We start from the raw sequence: 19,245 nt of genomic DNA on the forward strand, positions 1-19,245 counted from the left end.
TCAGCCGCGCATCGCGCGACTGACGGCCTCCGAGGCCTGACGCAGCGCCGTCTCGATCTCGTCGACCGCGGATGCCGCGAGCTCGCCGCCGCGGGCGACGTGCGAACGCAGCTCCGCCCGAGCGCGGCCGCGGAAGTCCGTGAGGGCGGCGTCGGCGCGGTGCAGCTGCTCCCGGCTGCGCACGCGCGGGTCGTCGGCCGGGACGCTGCGTGCCTGCTCGCGCTCGTCACGCGACGCGGCGGCGAGATCGGCGCGCAGGCTGCGCATGGCATCCCGCACGCTCCCGCGCACTTCGTCGGCGATGAGTCGCACGCTGTCGGCGAGTCCGGCCTGGATGTCTTCCAGGTCTCCTCCGCGCGCCTCGACCTCGGCGCGTCCGGCGTCGGTGATCTCGTAGACGGTCTTGCGTCCGTCGACGGTCTTGGTCACCAGGCCTTCTTCCTCCAGCTTCGCCAGTCGGGGGTAGATCGTGCCGGCGGAGGGCGAGTAGGTGCCTCCGGTGCGTTCGGTGAGGGCCTGCATGAGGTCGTACCCGTGGCGCGGGCCCTCCGCGAGCAGGCTCAGGATGTAGAGGCGAAGGTCACCGTGCGAGAAGACCGGGCTCATCACCATTCCTCCTCTCCGGCGAGTTCGTCCGGGCGCAGGCCCGAGACCCCGCGGCGCAGAACGGTGATCTCTCCCGAGACGGTGTTCGCGCGCACGTCGACGAATGAGCCGGCGAGGGTGCCGGTCGATCCGGAGTAGTTGGTCGGACCGGATCCCGACCGCACGTGGCCGTCGATCTGCACGCGGCCGCTGACCGAGCGGGCGACGTAGTTCGCCGGCAGCTCGCGATCGAGGCGGATGGTGGCCGAGCCGTTGACGGAGTTGAGGCCGATCGACTGCATGGCGCCGGTCGAGTCGACGAGCATCGCTCCGGAGACCGTGTCGATCGAGGCCTTCGTGACCGCGCCGGTCACGGCGACGTCGCCCGAGACGCTGTTGGCCGTCAGCGCGCCCTCGAGCTCGCGGACCTGGACATCGCCCGACACCGCATTCAGGCTGACGTCGCCGATGAGTCCGTCGACGATGATGTCTCCCGAGACGGTGTTCAGCTTGGCATCTCGACGCAGGCCCGTGACGAGTGCGCTCGCGCTGACGACGCCGAGGTTCAGGGCGACGGTGCGCGGGACGGCGACGCTGACCTCGGCACGGGGTCCGCCGGAGCCGAAGTTCCGGAACACTTCGAGGAAGTTGTCCCACCGCAGTTGCGGGTGGTCGATCTCGAGTTTGCCGTCGCTCATCTCGATCCGCAGATCCTTGACCGTGACGCCGTGCACTTCGATGCGGGCTCCGGGGTCGTCGTGCGCGACGATGTCGACCTGACCGCCGACGAGGCCGATCTTCAGTTCTCGCACGCCGTCGACGTCGATCACGCGCGTCTCGCCCGGGTGGACGATCCATTTCTCCATGACGGATTCCTCTCTCGCGATATATCGCGTTGTGAGTCAGTATCGCGATATATCGCGAGTGCGTCAAGAGGGATGTGAAGGGGAGCGCCGCGCCATCCCCGGGGGCGGAAACGACGGATGCCACGCGCTGCGAACAGCACGTGGCATCCGGGCGGGGTTGCCCGCGGGGGATCAGGCGTCGCGCACCCGAAACGCGACCGCCCTCTCGGGGGTTAAACCGGCTTGCGACCGCTGATCAAGCGGAAGAGCAGGACGATCAGCGCGATGAGTCCGACGATGATCGCGATCCAGAGCAGGAAGCTCGCGGCCTGGCTCAGACCACTGAAGATGGCGATGACGATCGCGGCGACGATGATGATGATCAGGAAGATGTTCATGGGGGGCTCTCCAATGCTGTATCCGCTGGCGCGGCAACCGGCGAGTGGTTGACTTCTACGTTCTCACCCCTCCGTCATCTCGGCAGGGGCTTGACGTTCCTGGAAATTGGCTGGTAGCCCGCGTGATCCGTGCCAGGGCCGGGCCTTCTGTCAACCCCACGAACGGTCGAGGCGTTCAGGTCGTAGCTTCGTGGCATTCGACGGAGGGAGACGGCGATGCCCCAGGGGCGAGGATCTAACAGTCTGAAGGACCCGGAGATGTACGAGGAGCTGCGCAAGCAGGGCGACTCCAAAGAGAAGGCCGCGCGCATCTCGAACGCCGCCGCTGCGCAGGGGCGCGGCAAGGTCGGTGCGCGGGGCGGTCACGCGGAGAACTACGAGGACCGCACGGTCGACGAGCTGAAGAAGCGCGCGAAGGAGCTCGGCATCACCGGGTACTCCGGCAAGAAGAAGTCGGAGCTGATCGACATGCTCCGCGATCACTGACGGTGGCGCGACTGATCCGGGTCCGTCCCTACGAGGACCCGGGGTTCCGCAGGGTGCGCTCCGGTTCGGGATTCCGGTTCGTGGATCACACGGGAGCGGCGGTTCCCGAACGCGAGGCGGAGCGCGCGCGAGGGCTGGTCATCCCACCCGCATGGCGCGAGGTCTGGATCGCGCAGCAGCCCAACGCCCACATTCAGGCCGTCGGCACGGACGAGGCCGGACGGCGCCAGTACACGTACCATGCGGACTGGGCCAAGCGCCGCGACAAGGGCAAGTTCGCCCGCGCGCTCGAGCTCGCCGAGGCGCTTCCCCGCGCGCGCGCTCGAGTGACGCAGTCGTTGCGCCGCGGCGACGTCGACCGTGAGCGCGTGCTCGCGGTGTCGTTCCGGCTGCTGGACCAGGTCGCGCCGCGGGTGGGCAACGCGCGCTACTTCGCCACGAACGGCAGCCGGGGGCTCACGACCCTGCAGAGGAGGGATGCCACGGTCGAGGGCGATCTCATCCGCCTGTCGTTCCCGGCCAAGAGCGGCAAGCGCGCCGAGCTCTCGCTGCGGGACGCCGAGGTCGCGGCGCTGATGACCGAACTCGCCGCGGGCCGGTCTCGCGCGGCCCTGTTGAGCTACCGCCGGGGTCGCCGTCGCGTGTCGCTCACCCCCGGCGACGTCAACGCCTACGTGCGGACGCTGACCGGCGGTCCGTTCACGGCGAAGGACTTCCGCACCCTGCGCGGCACCATCCTCGCCGCGGAGGCGCTGGCCGAAGCGGGCGTCGCGGCGACGAAGAACGAGCGCAAGCGCGTCGAGCTCGCCGCGGTCCGTGCGGCCGCCACGGCTCTCGGCAACACTCCGGCGGTCGCGCGGTCCAGCTACATCGATCCCCGCGTGTTCTCGCTCTACCGGCGTGGTCGCACGATGGAGCTGGGCGGATCGAAGGATGCCGCGATCCGCCGGCTCATCCTCGGGGAGTGACCGCGGTCACGACGTCCGGGAGCTCCGCGACGGGCACGATGACGATGTCCTCGACCTTCCAGTCCAGCGCCGCGCAGGCCTCGCGCGCCGCGTCGAGCTGAGCGAGGGAGACCGTGCCCTCGCGCGGGACGACGAACGCCTCGATGTGGAACACGTGTCCCTCGTCGCGGGCCCGACTGCCCGCCTCGCGCACCCAGTCCAGGCCGGCGAGGACGCCGTCGACGCGATCGACCAGCGGGTGAGGGATCCGGTCGTCGAACGTGGTGGCTCTGGCATCCATCAAGTCGGTGATGGCGGCGAGGAGATTGCGCACGCCGTCGTGCACGATGCTTCCGGCGATGAAGAGGGCCGCCGCGGCATCCAGCCACCACAGGCCGAGGCCGATCCCGGTCACCCCGACGATGGTGCCGAGCGAGGTCATCCAGTCGGCCTTGTTCATGTCGGCGTCGGCGTAGAGCACTTTGTCGTGCAGTTCGCGAGCGAGCCGCATCTTCATCCGGCCGAGGATCACCGGCGGCACACCGGTCACCACCATGACCGCGATCATGAGCCACCCCAGCCAGACGCTGTGGCCGAACAGCGCCACCGTCCCGATCGTCGGGTGTTCGGCCCGAATCAGGCTGAGTCCCGATTCGACGACGAGGAAGCTCCCCATCCCGGCGAGGGCGACGGCGGCGACGACGTGCCCCACCGCGACCGAGCGATGATGCCCGTACGGATGCCGAGGGGTCGGGCGGCGGCGGCTGACGCGGACCGCCACGAGGAAGGCGATCGGCGGGATGAACGACAGCAGATCCTCGAACCACGCCGCCCGCATCGCCTGCGAGTTGCCGAGGACGAGCAGCACCAGGGTCGCGGTCGCCGCGAGGATGCCGATCGAGACCCACTCCAGCCGCTTCGCCTTCCGAAGGGCTTCCGTCTGCGCCGGGGGTAGCTCCGTTCGCCCGAAGGCCACCGTCTCGCCGCTCACCGCTCGCCCTCCTCGGTGAGGAAGGTCTCGAGCCGCGAGAGGAACGCGTTCTCGCCGAGCGGCACAAGCATGACGATCGACGCCGTGGATCCGTCCGCGAGGGTCGCCTCGGCATACGGGCGACTCACCCCGGCGTCTGTCGTCCACGGTGTGGCGTCGGTGATCCCGGCCGCGACGACGTCGAGGTCGCCGTCCTTGAGGCCGCGGACGAGCGCTTCCTCCGAGCCGACGGTGAACTCCACCTCGGCGTCGAGCGCGGCGGCGAACGCGCGCAGGCGCTCCACGTCCGTGCCCGAGACGCCGTCGCCCTCGACCCGCACCCAGTCGCCGTTGGGGGACACCCCGGCGTGCAGCACCCCTCCCTCGACGGCCTGCAGCGTCCCCTCCGGGTCGGAGGGAATACGGATGCCGCACCCCGAGACGCACAGCACGATCGCGGCGGCGACGAGCAGCGCGGCGAATCTCCTGCCCATGGATGGCCTTCCTCTCGTGTGCCGTCCCGATTGTCGGCGCCGCGCGGTGTCGGGCCGACGGGGTTGCGCGCGCGGCCGAGGCGGGCCGTGTGCGCGTAGGGTGTCGATCGTGGTGTCGTGGCGCGATCTCGTCTCGGTCGCCGTCGGGGGCGCACTGGGCACCGCCGCCCGCGCGGGGTTGACCCTCGCCTTCGCCGACGCTCTCGGCCCCGTGCTCGTGCCGATCATCAACGTCATCGGGGCGTTCGCGATCGGCATCCTGTTCGGAATCCGGGCGCGGATGCCGCGTTCTCCCCGCGCGCAGCGCGCGCAGCTGTTCTTCGGCACCGGCGTCCTCGGGGGGTTCACGACGTACAGTGCGCTCGCGGTGGAGTCCGCCGACCTGTCGTCGGTGTGGTGGGGTGTCGCGACCGTCGTGATCGGCACGCTCGCGGCCTGGGCCGGCGTCGTGATCGGCCGGGGGAGGCGGGCGCTATGACGCCCCTGGTCTTCCTCGCGGTGACCGTCGCGGGCGGTGTCGGGGCGGCGGCGCGCCTCGTGGTGGACGGTTTCGTGCGCGCCCGAACCGGTGAACGCTTTCCCTGGGGGATTCTCCTGGTGAACGTGACGGGCGCGTTCGTGCTGGGGCTGCTGACACCCCTCGTCGTCGACGACACCTGGCGCTGGGTCGTGGGCACGGGGCTGCTCGGCGGGTACACGACCTTCAGCGCTGTGGCCGTGACCACCGCGCTGTTGGCCGAGGAGGGGCGCACGCGCGCCGCGACCTCGTACGCGGTGCTCTCATTCGCGGGCTCCGTCCTGGCGGCGGCGCTCGGGCTCATCCTCGGCAGCGCCGTCTGAGCGGCCTCCAGCGCCGGATCCGCGTGGGATACTGGCGGTGGATACAGTCCTGTATCGAACGGGCGCTCCGGTGCCCGTCGGCCGACCCGAAGGGCCTCGCGTGTCGTACCTGGCCGTGCTCAGCCTGCGCAACCGTGCGCTCATCGCCCTCGTCACGATCGTCGCCGCGGTCTTCGGCGGACTGGCGCTGACCAGCCTCAAGCAGGAACTGATCCCTTCGATCGAGTTCCCGCAGCTCGCCGTGGTCACCACGTATCCCGGAGCGTCGCCCGAGGTGGTCGAGGCGGACGTGTCCACGCCGATCGAGAGCGCGATCCGCGGTGTGGAAGGGCTCGAATCGACGACCGCCACGAGCACGACGAACTCGTCGATCGTGTCGGCCTCGTTCACGTACGGCACCGATCTGGCCGCGGCGCAGCAGAAGATCCTCGCGGCCATCGCGCGCATCGACGACCAGCTGCCCGACTCGACCGACACGACGGTGGCCTCGGCGAGCATCGATGACTTCCCGGTCATCCAGCTCGCCGTCACGGGGTACTCCGATGCGCAGACCATCCAGTCGACCCTGGAGTCGACGGTGGTGCCCGCCCTCGAGGATGTCGACGGCGTCAATGCCGCCCAGGTCGTCGGAGGCACCGGGCAGCGCGTCACGATCACCCCCGATCCCGCCCGCCTGCAGGAGCGCGGCTTCAGCCAGCAGGCGATCTCCGATGCCCTCGACGCCAACGGCATCCTGTTCCCGGGCGGATCGGTCACCGAGGGCGACGAGACCCTCACGGTGCAGACGGGCGCCAAGCTCACCAGCGTCGACGAGATCGCCGCGCTGCCGCTCGTGCCGACCGACGCCGCACAGGCGGCCGCGGGGCTGACGACCATCGGTGACGTCGCCGCGGTCGCTCAGCAGTCCGACCCGGTCACGACGCTGTCGCGCGTGAACGGTGAGCCCGCCCTGACCCTCGCGGTGACCAAGCTCCCGGCCGCCAACACCGTCGACGTCTCGCGCGGCGTGCTGGCCGCGATCCCCGACCTCGAGGCCTCGCTCGGGGGCGCGACGTTCACGGTCGTGTTCGATCAGGCCCCGTTCGTCGAGCAGTCGATCGAGGCCCTCGCGCAAGAGGGGCTCCTCGGCTTGATCTTCGCCGTCGTGGTCATCCTCATCTTCCTCATGTCGGTGCGCTCGACGCTCGTGACGGCGATCTCGATCCCCACGAGCGTGCTGGCGACCTTCGTCGGCCTTCAGGCGTTCGGATACTCCCTCAACGTCCTCACCCTCGGCGCGCTCACGATCGCGATCGGACGCGTCGTCGACGACTCGATCGTGGTCATCGAGAACATCAAGCGTCACTACGTCGGGGACGCCGAGAAGATCCCCACCATCATCCGGGCTGTGCGCGAGGTGGCCGCGGCCATCACGGCCTCGACGATCACCTCGGTCGCGGTGTTCCTGCCGATCGCCTTCGTCGGCGACGTCACGGGCGAGCTCTTCCGGCCGTTCTCCCTCACCGTCACGATCGCCATGACCGCGTCGCTGCTGGTCTCGCTCACGATCGTGCCCGTGCTGGCGTCGTGGTTCCTCCGGCCCGGCAAGGTCGTCCGGGATGCCGAGGGCAACCCCGTCGATCCCGAGTCGCCCACCGCTCCGCCCTCCCGCCTGCAGAAGGCCTACGTGCCGGTCCTGCGCTGGACCCTCCGCCACTCGTGGGCGACGCTCGGCCTGGCCGTGCTCGTGCTCGCCGGGACCGTGGCATCCGTCCCCCTGTTGAAGACCGACTTTCTCGGCGACTCGGGTCAGAACACCTTCACCGTCACGCAGAAGATCGGCGCCGCCCCGAGCCTGGATGCCGAGGACGCCGCCGCCCAGCGCGTCGAGGCGCTGCTGCGCGACATCCCGGGCGTCGAGACGGTGCAGACGTCCATCGGTTCCAGCGGGTCGGCTCTGCGGGACGCGTTCTCCGGCGGCGGGTCGGGCATCACGTACTCGATCACGTCGGAATCGGGCGTCGACCAGGTCGACCTGCGCGAACGCGTGCGCACCGCGGTGTCCGACCTCACCGACGCCGGCGAGATCGAGGTCAGCGCGCAGGGCGCGGGCTTCGGGTCGAGCGACATCTCGGTGGACGTCACCGCCCCCGACGGCCAGACGCTGCAGGAGGCGACCGACGCGGTGATGTCGGGCCTGGACGGGCGCGAGGGCATCGGGCAGGTGGCGAGCAGCCTCTCCGCTTCGCTGCCGTTCGTCTCGGTGCGGGTGGACCGGGATGCCGCCGCCGAGCGGGGACTGTCCGAGGGAGCCGTGGGTGCGCTGGTGTCGGGCGCGATGCAGCCGCGCCAAGCCGGCACGGTCGAGATCGACGGGCGCGGGGTCAGCGTGTACATCGCCTCGGACGACCCGCCCACGACGATCGACACCCTGCGGGCTCTCGAGATCCCGACCGCCCGTGGTCCCGTGCGCCTCGACGAGATCGCGACGGTGGAGACCAGCCAGACGCCCCCGAGCATCACGACCTCGCGCGGCCTGCGGACGGCGACCGTGACCGTCACCCCCACGACCGACGACCTCGGCAGCTCCTCGGCCAGTGTGCGCGAGGCGCTCGATGACGTGTCGCTGCCCGAAGGGGCCACGGCGGAACTCGGCGGTGTCGTGACCGATCAGCAGGACGCGTTCGGCCAGCTCGGGCTCGCCCTGCTGGCGGCGATCCTCATCGTGTATGTCGTGATGGTGGCGACGTTCAAGTCGCTACGGCAGCCGCTCGAGCTCCTCGTCTCGGTGCCGTTCGCGGCGACCGGCGCGATCCTGATGCTCCTCGTGACGGGGGTCCCGCTGGGCGTCGCGGGCATGATCGGCGCGCTCATGCTGGTGGGCATCGTGGTGACGAACGCGATCGTCCTCATCGACCTCGTGAATCAGTACCGTGCGCGCGGATTGAGCGTGTTCGACGCCACGGTCGTCGGCGGAGCCCGGCGACTGCGCCCCATCCTGATGACGGCGCTGTCGGCGATCTTCGCGCTCGTGCCGATGGCGCTGGGCATCACCGGGCACGGGGGATTCATCTCGCAGCCGTTGGCCGTCGTGGTGATCGGCGGGCTCGTGTCGTCGACGGTGTTGACGCTGCTCGTGCTGCCGACGCTGTACAACCTGGTCGAGGGTGCGAAGGAGCGCCGTGCGGCGCGACGCGCGGCCACGACGACGGGCGACGCCGACGAGAAGGAGCCGTCGACGGACGAGCACCCGCTGAGCCGACGCGAGCTGCGCGAGCGGCACTGACCAGGACCGGGCGACGCCCCACGGCGTGAGCCCGCACCCGACGCGAGGGGCGCGACGCGAGCGCGGTGGCTGCCGCGGGCGCGGTGACGCGGGCCGATGCGGCGCGGGTCGCGGTGGCGCGGGTCGGCGCGGGTGCGGGGACGACCTCGGCTCGCACCGCGGCTCCGGCGAGGCAGTGGGTGAAGACGCCCGACCACACGAACATCGCGCTGAAGGCGATCACCTCGAACAGCGCGAGGTTGATGGTGGCGGTGACGAAGAGCCAGGCCCCGGCGAACAGGAACACGAATACCGACGACGTCGTCACGACGAGGCGCCGGGGCAGGCGGTGCAGCAGGAACGGCGACGTGAGCAGGAGCGCCGCGAACCCGAGCACCATCATCCCGGCGACCTTGTCGTGCAGATCCTTGTTCGTGTTCAGGGGGATGCAGCCCACGAGCGCCAGGTTGACGCCGATCACGGTGAGGAAGACGGCCGCCGATGTCGCCGCTCCTCGTCGGCCCGCGCGGCGCCCGAGCCGGCGGAGATCGCGACGGACGCGCACGGCGAAGACGACGACGAGCGAGCCGCCCACCTTCAGCGTCGTGTTGAAGAAGGCGGCGGAGAGATCTCCGAAGATGCCGAGCTGGCTGAAGTGCAGCTGCCACCACAGCGGATCGGTCGTCGTGAGGATGGAGGCCAGGATGCCACCGACCAGGACGACCAGGACGAGACCCGCCAGGTGCATGGTCGGCACGTCGTCGATGCGCCGGGTGAGGCGCCGTCCGAGGGCAGGGAGGACGGGAGAAGGGACGGCGGGGCGGACCACGATGCTCATGTCGGGCACTTTCGTCATGGACGGATCGGGCGTCCCCCTGCACCGCGAGACCCCAGCCCCCGTCGGCTCATTCGGGTAGAGCCGGGGAACGATGGTCCTCGGTCCTCCCGGCAGCGACGGAATCCGTCAAGGGAATGGTAACTTTCCCCGCCACCTCATAGGAAAGGTCTTGCCTGGAAATTTCCCAGATCGTAAAGGAAATCCTTTGTCCCCCATTTGGGGGACAAATCACCTCATCCGCGGTAAGAGACACCCCATTCCCGACGCAGATCGTGTCCGGTCTCGAGGGTGATCAGGTCGATGCCCGTGGCGAACGCGTTCGCGGGCGCGGTCATCGGCTCGATCGCGACCGCGAGCGGGTGCCCGGGGTAGCGGTCGGTGGTGAAGACCTGGGCCCATCCGAACCCCGCGTCCTGCCAGAGCTCCACGCGCCGGCCATCGGGTGCCGTGAGCGTGTGGTGCGCCCGCCCGTCGGCATCCCGGTCCAGTCCGCGGTAGGCGTTGTCGAGAGTGACATCGCCGAGCCGGCGCCCGGGACGCAGGTCGGTGGCCTCGTCGACCGGGACCTCGTCGACCGGCAGTTTGCGCTCGTCGAGCACGAGGGTCGTCGTCCCGGTGGAGTGGATCACGAGGTCTTCCGTGGGCACACCGCCGATCTGCAGGTACGGGTGGATGCCGAGCGCCACCGGCGCGGCGTCGGCACCGACGTTCTCGATGACGTGGGCCACGTGCAGGCCGTCGTCGAGCAGAGTGAAGGTCACGCGGGTGCGCAGATGGAAGGGGTATCCCGTCTGCGGAACGACGTCCGCTCCGAGCACGAGCCGCTGATCCGACGTCTCGAGCACGGTGTAGCTGGCGAAGCGCAGGAGTCCGTGGCTGGCGTTGCCGAGGGCGGGCTCGCTGACGGCCAGCTGCCGATCGACGCCCTGGAAGGTGTATTTGCCCCCGCGGATGCGATTGGGCCACGGCACCAGGACGACCCCCGAAGCGGCGGGCGTCGGGATGTCGTCGGCGTACCGCGGGACGAGGTCGACCCCGTCGACGGTGAGAGCGCGAAGGGCGGCGCCTACCTGCGCGATCTCGGCGGACGCGCGGGGGCCGCGGAGATGAAAACGGTGGCCGGTGGGATCGGCGGTCATGGCGAGGGCTTTCGGGAACGGGGTGGGCGCTGCAACCAGGGTCGCAGCAGGCGCGTCACCCACGGAAGCACGGCGTAGGTCATCACGGGGGTCAGCAGCAGCGTCGTCGCCAGAACGCGGAGCGGGAGCGGGATCTCGGCGAAACCGGGAACGAATCCCAGCAGCCAGCTGGCAAGGAGGTTGGTCGGGAAGAAACCCACCCAGATCGCCACGGCCTGCTTCCACCGGGGTGGCGCGACCGGGACAGGCTGCTGCACGGTCTGGGTCGTGGCATCCGTCCCGCTCCGCGTCTCGACGTGCAACGCGAGGGGCGCGTCGAACCAGCCCTCGATGCCGGTGCGGCGTTCGACCCGCTCCTCGCGTGCGAAGGGGCGACCGGAATCGAGCCACCACTGCCGTTGCGCGGAGGTCTCCCACCCCTCCAGCGTCGCGATGTCACGGAAGCGGTAGAGCATGTACCAGAGGTCGCTGTCTTCGCCCGCGCGCACCCAGCCCGAGCCGAGAAAGCCGGGGAAGGCGGTCGCGAGGTCGGTTCCGGCCTGCATCCAGGAGGTCGCTTCGGCGGTGCGCACGGGATCGATGCGCCGCTCGATCGCCACCGTGATGGGGTGGGCGTCGGTGTCTGCCATGTCTCCATCTTCGTGCAGGAACCGGGCGTGGCACCGGGCTCCGGGGGCGGTGTGGCGTGCCGAGAACAGGGGATGCGGCGAGAACAGGGCGATGGGGGCGGCATCGGCCTGTTTCGGGTGCATTGCCTGTTCTGGCGACGGATGCCGCGGCCGTGGACCGGAGCATGGATGCCATTCCCAGGCCGGACCTGTACCGTTGGTGGGTCGGCTCTGGACACCGTGCGTGATGCGCGGATGGGTTTGTGAGTCCAAGGGGCCGATGGAGAGAACGCGATCGCGTCTCGACCATCACTAGTGAATGGCCCCCGGCCGACGGATGTCCGGGTTTGCATCGCCGTGCGGTGCAGCTGTTTCGCGCGAACAGAACCCAGAAGGACACACCCATGCCCAAGAACAAGAAGCCCGCCGGCGGCCGCGCCGCGAAGAACTTCGAGCCCCGCTACGGCGCGAAGACGTCGTTCCAGGACCGCAAGCGTCGGCCCGGAACCGACGCCCCCGCCAAGCCCGGGAGCAAGAGCCCGAACCACCGCGGCTACCGCGCGCCCGAGGCCGACGCCGCCCCCGCCAAGGCCCGATGGACTGCGCAGGAGCGCGCGGGTCGCGACGAGGCGCGCGGCATCCGCAGCCAGGCCCGCGGCGGCGAGCGTTTTGCGCGACCCGATCGGGATGCCGGCGCCCGTGGCCGTGATGACCGCGACGCCCGTTCGTTCGATCGCCGGGATGATCGTCCGGCGCGTTCGTTCGATCGCAGCGACCGCCCGGCGCGTTCGTTCGACCGCCGTGACGACCGCCCGGCGCGTTCGTTCGATCGCAGCGATCGCCCGGCCCGTGACGACCGTCCGGCGCGTTCGTTCGATCGCCGCGACGACCGTCCGGCGCGTTCGTTCGACCGCCGTGACGACCGCGCTGCGCGTTCGTTCGATCGCAGCGATCGCGCGGCCCGCGATGACCGTCCGGCGCGTTCGTTCGATCGCAGCGATCGCCCGGCCCGTGACGACCGCCCGGCGCGTTCGTTCGATCGCCGTGACGACCGTCCGGCGCGTTCGTTCGACCGCAGCGATCGCCCGGCCCGCGATGACCGTCCGGCGCGTTCGTTCGACCGCAGCGATCGCCCGGCCCGCGGCGACCGCCCGGTACGTTCGTTCGACCGCAGCAATCGCCCCGCCCGCGATGACCGTCCGGCGCGTTCGTTCGACCGCCGCGATGATCGCCCCGCGCGTGACGATCGCCCCGCGCGCTCGTTCGAGCGCCGCGACGACCGTCCCCGCCGCACCGACGGACCCAACCGCTCGGATTGGAATGCGTCCCCGGCGCGCTCGGCCGAGCACGAGCAGCGTGTCGACGTCGTGCACGAGCGCCTGCAGGCGGAAGCCGTCGATGCGGCGACCGTGGCCGAGGCGAGCTTCGCCGACCTGGGGCTCGGTGACAACATCGTGCGCGCTCTCGCGGGTCTGGGTGCCGCGAGCCCATTCCCGATCCAGGCGGCCACGGTGACTCCGATCCTCGAGGGTCGCGACGTCCTCGCGCGCGGTCGCACCGGGTCGGGCAAGACCATCGCCTTCGGCGCCCCGATGGTCGAGAGCATCCTCCGCGCGCAGGCGGGAAAGAAGCGCGAGTTCGGCCGGGCGCCGAAGGCGCTCATTCTCGCCCCCACGCGCGAGCTCGCGCTGCAGATCGACCGCACCGTCCAGGTGATCGCGCGCAGCGTGGGGCTGTTCACGACGCAGGTGTACGGCGGTGTGCCGCAGGCGCGCCAGGTCGGCGCGCTCAAGAAGGGCGTCGACATCGTCATCGGCACCCCCGGCCGCATCGAAGACCTGCTGAACCAGGGCAAGCTCGACCTCTCCGACGTGCAGATCGCGGTGCTGGACGAGGCCGACCACATGTGCGAGCTCGGGTTCCTCGAGCCGGTGCAGCGGATCCTCCGCGCGACGGCGGACGGGAGCCAGAAGCTGCTCTTCTCCGCGACGCTCGACCGCGAGGTCGCGGCGCTCGTCGACGAGTTCCTCGTCGAGCCGGCGGTATACGAGGTCGCTGGCGAGGACCAGGACTCGGGCACCATCGATCACCGCGTCCTCGTCATCGATCACCGTGACAAGGCCGAGATCCTCGGCTCGCTCGTCGATCGCGACGGCAAGACGCTCGTCTTCGCCCGCACCCGCGCCTACGCCGAGATGCTCGCGGAACAGTTCGACGAGGCCGGCATCGCTGCGGTCGCCCTGCACGGCGACCTCAACCAGCAGAAGCGCACGCGCAACCTGGAGAAGCTCACCTCGGGCCGCGTCAACGTGCTCGTGGCCACGGACGTCGCCGCTCGCGGCATCCATGTCGACGACATCGATCTGGTGATCCAGGCCGACGCCCCCGACGAGTACAAGACCTACCTGCACCGCTCCGGGCGCACCGGGCGCGCCGGTCGTCGCGGAACGGTCGTGACGCTCATTACGCGTCAGCGGCGTCGTCGGATGACCGAGCTGCTGGATCGCGCCGAGATCGAGGCCCCCTTCGAGGAGACCCAGCTCGGCGACGACCTCCTCGAGGAGCTGGCGGGCCGTCAGCTCTCCGACGTCACGTCGTAAGCGCCATCACGACAGCCCCGTCCGCCGTGAGCGGGCGGGGCTGTCGGCGTCTTCAGAAGAGGGTCGGTTCGCTGGCCGGAACAACGGAGGGACGGCCGGATGCCACCGACCCGGTGGTGCGCACGGGGCCCAGCCGCGGCGCGGTAGGTGCGCGCGCCGCGAGTCCGGGCTGCGGTCGGCCTCGTGGGTGGTCGTCTTCGTCCCACCCGTCGAGGCGGTGCATTCGCAGCAGTGGCTGCATGCGTCTGCCCAGCCACCGGCGGTAGGCCTGCGGTGCCTGGACCGACGCGCCCGGGTACAGGCCGCGGTACGACGACTCCAGCTCGGGGTGCTCGCGCGCGAGCCACTGGAGGAACCATTCCTTGGCGCCCGGACGCAGGTGCAGGGCGCCGTAGACGACGCGCGCGGCCCCGGCCTCACGGACGCGGCCGAGGGCGTGGTCGAGAGCCGCGATGGAGTCGGTGAGGTGGGGCAGGATCGGCATGAGGAAGACCGTGACGCGGAACCCCGCGTCGGTCGCGGCGCGAACGGTGTCGAGCCGCGCTTCGGCGGTCGGCGTGCCCGGTTCGATCGAGCGCTGCAGAGCGTCGTCGAACACGGCGATCGACATCGCGAGCGTGACCCGCACCTCTGTCGCCGCATCGGCGAGCAGGGGCAGGTCGCGGCGCAGGAGTGTTCCCTTGGTCAGGATCGAGAACGGTGTGCGGTTCTCGGTGAGCGCGCCGATGATGTCGGGCATCAGTCGGTAGCGGCCCTCGGCGCGCTGGTACGGGTCGGTGTTGGTGCCGAGCATCACGGGCTCGCGCGCCCATGATCCGCGCCGCAGCTCCGTGCGCAGCACGTCGGCGACGTTCACCTTCACCACGATCTGGGAGTCGAAGTCGGCACCGGAGTCGAGGTCGAGGTACTCGTGCGTCTTGCGGGCGAAGCAGTAGGCGCACGAGTGGCTGCACCCGCGGTACGGGTTCACTGTCCAGTCGAAGGGCATGGCGGATGCCCCGGGGACACGGTTCAGGGCGGTCTTGCAGAGCACCTCGTGGAAGGTCATTCCGGCGAACTCCGGCGTGGTCACGGAACGCACGAGGCCGTCCATGCGCTCCATGCCCGGCAGTGCCGCGGAGTCGTCGACGCCGAGCTGTTGTCCCTGCCATCTCATTCCCCTATGGGAACAGATCTTCGAAAGAATGACAAGCGGAATGAGGGAAAAGGCGAAGACGTTCGTACGCCGACGGCCGATCCGGCCCGGTCAGTGTGCGGCCGCGAAATCGCGAACGTCACGCTCCCACGCCTGGGATGCCATCTGCACGGCATCCCAGGGGGAGCCGAGCGGCGGCGTGTAGGAGAGATCAAGATCGCTCAGTGCGGCAACGGTCATGCCGTGGTGCAGTGCCGTGGCGTACGTGTCGATGCGCTTGGCGATCTCGGCGCCGCGGGTGCCGACCATCTGCGCGCCGAGGAGGCGCCCGTCGCGCTCGTCGCCGGTGATGCGGATGCTGATGGGGGTCGCGCCGGGGTAGTAGCGCTTGTGATCGTCGGCGACGGCGGTGTGGCTGTGCGGCGAGAGGTGTGCGGCGGCCGCCTCGTGATCGCGCAACCCGGTCCGCGCGGCGACGACGTCGAACACCTTCACCACCTGCGTCCCCAAGCTGCCGGCGAAGCGGGCGTCCCCGCCGATGGCGTTCTCGCCCGCGACGCGCCCCTGCTTGTGGGCGGTCGTGCCCAGGGGGAGGTAGGTGACGCCGAGCTGGCGGTGGTGTGTGACGACGCCGTCGCCGGCGGCCCACACGTGCGGCAGGCCGGTGCGCATCCGATCGTCGACGACCACCGCTCCGCCGGCGCCCGTGGCGGCGCCCGCGGCCGTGAGAAGCGCGGTGTTGGGGCGGACCCCCACGACGACGAGGACGAGGTCGGCGCTCCGCGAGAAGGCGCCGCCGTCGCGCGTGCCGGTCACGGTGAGGCGTCCGTCGTCGCGCGCGACGGAGGTGATCCGTGTGCCCGTCACGACGTCGACCCCGTGGTGCACGAGTTCGGCGCGGACGAGCGAGCCGAGTTCGGGGTCGAGGGTCGAGAGCACCTCGGGGCCGCGCTGCAGTTGCGTGACCGTGAGTCCGCGAACCGTGAGCGCTTCGGCCATCTCCAGGCCGACGTAGCCCGCGCCGACGATGATCGCCGACTCCGGTCGGTGGTCGTCGAGGTACCGCTCGAGGGCGAACGTGTCGCCCATGGAGTGCAGGAGGTGCACTCCGTCATCGGGTCCCAGTCGATCGAGTCCGGAGATTCCCGCGGTCGACGGCGAGGCGCCCGTGCCGACCATGAGGGCGTCGTAGGGGATCGTCGACTCCACGCCGTCGGCGTCGCGCACCGACAGGGTGCGCCCCTCGACGTCGATGCCGGTGGCGAGGGTGTCCAGGCGCAGGGTCATGCCCGTGGCTTCCAGGTCGGCGTGGGTGCGGTGGGCGAGGGACTGCCAGGGCTGCACTTCGCGGGAGAAGTAGTACGGGATGCCGCAGATCGAGAAGTTCGGGTAGCGGTCGGCCACGACGACGGTGACGTCGACCGAGGGGTCGAGCTCGCGGGCGCGCAGGGCGGTGGAGATGCCGGCGTCGCTTCCGCCGATGGCGACAAGGTGCATGGGGTGCCTCTCGGGAGGGGTGGGTCGTCGCTCGCGCAGCGGGCGGGGGTGCTGGCGATGCCCGGCGCGATGACCTCATCTTGACGCGGCCTAATTGAGTCAGTCAATATTGAGTTAATGAATGTTGAGCAAATGCCGGACGTGACCGCGCGAGCTGCGAGGCACGCCGCGCTCGGCGACCCGTCGCGCCTCCACATCATTGATCTCCTGACCCTCGGCGACCTCTCCCCGTCGGAAATCCGCGCCGTGTTGGGCCTGTCGTCGAACCTCGTCGCGCACCATCTCAACGTGCTGGAGTCCGTCGGCATGGTGGAGCGGTCGCGGTCGGAAGCCGACAAACGGCGCAGTTACGTGCACCTCACCGAGGTGGCGCTCGCCGGGCTCCTCCCCGGCCGCACCGAGCGCGCGAGCCGGGTGCTCTTCGTCTGCACGGCGAACTCCGCGCGCTCGCAGCTCGCCGCCGCCCTCTGGGCGACGCGGAGCGACATTCCCGCGGCATCCGGGGGCACGCACCCCGCCGCGCGCGTCTCTCCCGGCGCCGTCGCCGTCGCCGAGCGTCACGCCCTCGCCCTGAGCGACGTCACCCCCCGACCGTTGGATGCCGTGCGCGGTGAGTCCGACTTCGTCATCACCGTGTGCGACAACGCCCACGAGGAACTGGGCGTCGCGGGCGATCTGCACTGGTCGATCCCCGACCCCGTGCGGATCGGCACCGACGTCGCTTTCGACTCCGCCTACGACGAGCTCGAGCGGCGCATCAGCGAGCTCGCACCCCGCCTCGCCTCCCGTTGACCCCGATCAGAAAGCATCCATGAGCACCACCGACACCCCCACGGTCCTCTTCATCTGCCAGCACAACGCCGGCCGCTCCCAGCTGGGCGCCGCGCTGCTGGAACACCTCGCCGGTGACCACTTCGTCGCGGAGTCCGCGGGCCTCTCGCCGGCCGACGAGGTCAACCCCGCGGTGGCCGCGACCGTGGCCGAGATCGGCATGGACATCGCCGATCGGGTGCCGCGCGCCGTCACTCCCGATGATCTGGAGCGGGCCGACGTCGTCGTGCTGATGAAGCCGGGACTCACACTCCCGTCGACTCCGCGAGGAGAAGTGCTGGAGTGGTCCTTCCCCAACCCCGAATCCTGGGATGCCGAGGCGGTCCGGCCCCTGCGGGAGGCGGTGTCCGAGAAGATCCAAACGTCACTGCTGTCGCGCTGACGCCCCGAGACGGCGGGAGGGCGGGCCCGTCGGCCCGCCCTCCCGCGGCGTTCACACGGCAGCCGGTGTGCGTCCGATGCTGAGCAGCGGCGGAGCACAGCACGCTCCGCCTGCGGGCGTCCCCGACGCGTCGAAGAGGCCCGCACCGCCGCACACCCCGGTGTCGGGGAGGGCGAGCTCGACGCGTCGCGCGGCTTCGTGGTCGCCCGCGAGCTCGGCGACGACGCTCCGCACCTGCTCGTACCCGGTGAGCGCGAGGAACGTGGGAGCCCGGCCGTAGGACTTCGCGCCGACGAGGTAGAAGTCCGGTTCCGGCTGAGCCAGATCGGCGGCCCCGGTGGCGGCCACCGATCCGCACGAGTGCACGTTCGGGTCGACCTCCGCGGCGATGCGGACGGGCGCCTGCAACGTGGGGTCGAGTTCCAGCCGCAGCTCCGAGAGGAACGACAGGTCGGGCCGGAACCCGGTGAGGACCACGACCCGGTCCGCCGTGAGCGTCCGACCGTCCTCGGCGATGAGGGTCGTCTGATCCCCGTCGCGTGCAACGCGTTCGGTACGGAAGCCGGTGACGAGCGAGACGAGTCCTGCTTCGACGTGCTCTCGAGCTCGGATGCCGAGTGCCCCCCGCGCGGGCAGCTCGTCGGCCTCGCCCCCGCCGAAGGCGTTGCCGGTGGTGGCGCGACGCAGGGCCCAGGTGACGGTGGTCGACGGGTCTCTGCGCGCCATGCGGGCGAGCGCCAGCACGGCCGTCACCGCCGAGTGGCCGGAGCCGACGACCACGGTGTGCTTGCCCTCGAAGCCTTCCCGGTCTCGGAAGTCGGGGATGCGGTAGGAAAGGGCCTCCGCGGCCCCCGTCTCGCCGATCGCGGGGAGGCCGTCGGCGCCGGCCGGATTGGGGGTCGCCCAGGTGCCCGAGGCGTCGATGACCGCGCGCGCGAGAAGGCGGTACTCCTCTCCCTCTTCGGGGGTGACGTGGACGACGAAGGGCTGCTCCCCGCGTCCCGCGTCGACGAGGCGGTCGCGCCCGCGGCGCGACACACCGGTCACGCGGCTGCGGTAGCGAATGCGCTCGCCGAGGACCGCGGCGAGCGGGGCGAGGTACTTCTCGATCCACTGCGCGCCCGTCGGGAAGCCGGACGTGGGGGCGGTCCAGCCGGTGGGCTCGAGGAGACGGTGGGCGGCGGCATCCACCAGTTCGGTCCATTCGGAGAACAGGCGCACGTGGCCCCACTCCTGCACGGCCGCAGCGGCGGAGGCTCCGGCCTCCAGTACGACGACCGGCACGTTGCGCTCGACCAGGTGGGCGGCCGCGGCCAACCCCTGGGGTCCCGCGCCGATCACGGCGACAGGCAGCATGTTCTCCATCGGAGTCCTCATCTCTCATCGACGAATCTCGATGGATAGAG

Annotated in this window: 18 protein-coding genes and 1 pseudogene; 8 read left to right on the forward strand and 11 right to left on the reverse strand. The window is 70.6% G+C overall.

Annotation, left to right across the window (positions count from 1 at the left end; genetic code table 11):
- From MHY30_RS06355 to MHY30_RS06365, 3 genes are all read right to left on the reverse strand, one after another.
- A complete protein-coding gene (locus MHY30_RS06355) occupies positions 1–606 on the reverse strand; it encodes a PadR family transcriptional regulator (RefSeq protein ID WP_239276036.1) in 606 nt (201 codons plus the stop codon).
- A complete protein-coding gene (locus tag MHY30_RS06360) occupies positions 606–1,451 on the reverse strand; it encodes a DUF4097 family beta strand repeat-containing protein (RefSeq protein WP_239276037.1) in 846 nt (281 codons plus the stop codon). Before MHY30_RS06360 ends, MHY30_RS06355 begins: the two co-directional genes overlap by 1 nt.
- Before the next feature lie 212 nt (positions 1,452–1,663).
- Positions 1,664–1,828 (reverse strand): hypothetical protein, encoded by a 165-nt coding sequence (locus tag MHY30_RS06365; RefSeq protein WP_239276038.1) that lies wholly within the window; start codon positions 1,826–1,828, stop codon positions 1,664–1,666.
- A gap of 216 nt (positions 1,829–2,044) precedes the next feature.
- Between MHY30_RS06365 and MHY30_RS06370 the strand changes: the two genes are divergently transcribed.
- Both MHY30_RS06370 and MHY30_RS06375 read left to right on the forward strand, forming a co-directional pair.
- Positions 2,045–2,314: a Rho termination factor N-terminal domain-containing protein gene (locus MHY30_RS06370; protein ID WP_239276039.1), complete on the forward strand. Its 270-nt coding sequence runs from the start codon at positions 2,045–2,047 to the stop codon at positions 2,312–2,314.
- A gap of 2 nt (positions 2,315–2,316) precedes the next feature.
- The gene (locus MHY30_RS06375) at positions 2,317–3,282 is read left to right on the forward strand and encodes a DNA topoisomerase IB (RefSeq protein WP_239276040.1); all 966 of its coding nucleotides are present in this window, start codon (positions 2,317–2,319) and stop codon (positions 3,280–3,282) included.
- Here MHY30_RS06375 and MHY30_RS06380 read toward each other — a convergent pair.
- Positions 3,266–4,252 (reverse strand): cation diffusion facilitator family transporter, encoded by a 987-nt coding sequence (locus MHY30_RS06380; RefSeq protein ID WP_239276041.1) that lies wholly within the window; start codon positions 4,250–4,252, stop codon positions 3,266–3,268. The two genes, MHY30_RS06375 and MHY30_RS06380, sit on opposite strands and share 17 nt — an antisense overlap.
- Positions 4,249–4,725: a transporter substrate-binding domain-containing protein gene (locus tag MHY30_RS06385; protein ID WP_239276042.1), complete on the reverse strand. Its 477-nt coding sequence runs from the start codon at positions 4,723–4,725 to the stop codon at positions 4,249–4,251. Before MHY30_RS06385 ends, MHY30_RS06380 begins: the two co-directional genes overlap by 4 nt.
- Positions 4,726–4,834: 109 nt before the next feature.
- Between MHY30_RS06385 and MHY30_RS06390 the strand changes: the two genes are divergently transcribed.
- The 3 genes from MHY30_RS06390 to MHY30_RS06400 all read left to right on the forward strand — a co-directional run bounded on the left by MHY30_RS06390 (position 4,835) and on the right by MHY30_RS06400 (position 8,830).
- Positions 4,835–5,203, forward strand: coding sequence for a CrcB family protein (locus tag MHY30_RS06390; RefSeq protein WP_239276043.1), 369 nt, complete (start codon positions 4,835–4,837; stop codon positions 5,201–5,203).
- The gene (locus tag MHY30_RS06395; protein ID WP_239276044.1) at positions 5,200–5,565 is read left to right on the forward strand and encodes a CrcB family protein; all 366 of its coding nucleotides are present in this window, start codon (positions 5,200–5,202) and stop codon (positions 5,563–5,565) included. The genes MHY30_RS06390 and MHY30_RS06395 overlap by 4 nt, the downstream gene beginning before the upstream one ends.
- Before the next feature lie 100 nt (positions 5,566–5,665).
- Complete coding sequence (locus tag MHY30_RS06400; protein WP_239276045.1) at positions 5,666–8,830, forward strand: efflux RND transporter permease subunit; 3,165 nt, start codon at positions 5,666–5,668, stop codon at positions 8,828–8,830.
- Between the two features lie 193 nt (positions 8,831–9,023).
- Here MHY30_RS06400 and MHY30_RS06405 read toward each other — a convergent pair.
- From MHY30_RS06405 to MHY30_RS06415, 3 genes and pseudogenes are all read right to left on the reverse strand, one after another.
- A pseudogene (locus tag MHY30_RS06405) lies at positions 9,024–9,665 on the reverse strand (DUF998 domain-containing protein); the annotation flags it as partial.
- Positions 9,666–9,880: 215 nt separating this feature from the next.
- Positions 9,881–10,786: an aldose 1-epimerase family protein gene (locus MHY30_RS06410; protein ID WP_239276046.1), complete on the reverse strand. Its 906-nt coding sequence runs from the start codon at positions 10,784–10,786 to the stop codon at positions 9,881–9,883.
- The gene (locus MHY30_RS06415; protein ID WP_239276047.1) at positions 10,783–11,415 is read right to left on the reverse strand and encodes an antibiotic biosynthesis monooxygenase; all 633 of its coding nucleotides are present in this window, start codon (positions 11,413–11,415) and stop codon (positions 10,783–10,785) included. Before MHY30_RS06415 ends, MHY30_RS06410 begins: the two co-directional genes overlap by 4 nt.
- Positions 11,416–11,798: 383 nt before the next feature.
- Between MHY30_RS06415 and MHY30_RS06420 the strand changes: the two genes are divergently transcribed.
- Positions 11,799–13,994, forward strand: coding sequence for a DEAD/DEAH box helicase (locus tag MHY30_RS06420; RefSeq protein ID WP_239276048.1), 2,196 nt, complete (start codon positions 11,799–11,801; stop codon positions 13,992–13,994).
- A gap of 52 nt (positions 13,995–14,046) precedes the next feature.
- On the opposite strand, the gene MHY30_RS06425 is transcribed toward MHY30_RS06420, so the two are convergent.
- Both MHY30_RS06425 and MHY30_RS06430 read right to left on the reverse strand, forming a co-directional pair.
- Positions 14,047–15,150 carry an Rv2578c family radical SAM protein gene (locus MHY30_RS06425; RefSeq protein WP_239276049.1) on the reverse strand — a complete coding sequence of 368 codons (1,104 nt, stop codon included), beginning with the start codon at positions 15,148–15,150 and terminating at the stop codon, positions 14,047–14,049.
- A 90-nt stretch (positions 15,151–15,240) separates the two neighbouring features.
- Complete coding sequence (locus MHY30_RS06430; RefSeq protein WP_239276050.1) at positions 15,241–16,626, reverse strand: FAD-dependent oxidoreductase; 1,386 nt, start codon at positions 16,624–16,626, stop codon at positions 15,241–15,243.
- A gap of 117 nt (positions 16,627–16,743) precedes the next feature.
- Between MHY30_RS06430 and MHY30_RS06435 the strand changes: the two genes are divergently transcribed.
- Together MHY30_RS06435 and MHY30_RS06440 are read left to right on the forward strand one after the other, a co-directional pair.
- Positions 16,744–17,418 carry a helix-turn-helix domain-containing protein gene (locus tag MHY30_RS06435; protein ID WP_239276051.1) on the forward strand — a complete coding sequence of 225 codons (675 nt, stop codon included), beginning with the start codon at positions 16,744–16,746 and terminating at the stop codon, positions 17,416–17,418.
- Between the two features lie 19 nt (positions 17,419–17,437).
- Positions 17,438–17,839 carry a low molecular weight phosphatase family protein gene (locus MHY30_RS06440; protein ID WP_239276052.1) on the forward strand — a complete coding sequence of 134 codons (402 nt, stop codon included), beginning with the start codon at positions 17,438–17,440 and terminating at the stop codon, positions 17,837–17,839.
- A 51-nt stretch (positions 17,840–17,890) separates the two neighbouring features.
- Here the strand turns inward: MHY30_RS06440 and MHY30_RS06445 are convergent, their stop codons facing one another.
- Complete coding sequence (locus MHY30_RS06445) at positions 17,891–19,204, reverse strand: FAD-dependent oxidoreductase (RefSeq protein WP_239276053.1); 1,314 nt, start codon at positions 19,202–19,204, stop codon at positions 17,891–17,893.
- Between the last annotated feature and the right edge of the window lie 41 nt (positions 19,205–19,245).

The organism is Microbacterium sp. ACRRU (assembly GCF_022346945.1).
Lineage (GTDB): Bacteria > Actinomycetota > Actinomycetes > Actinomycetales > Microbacteriaceae > Microbacterium > Microbacterium mcarthurae.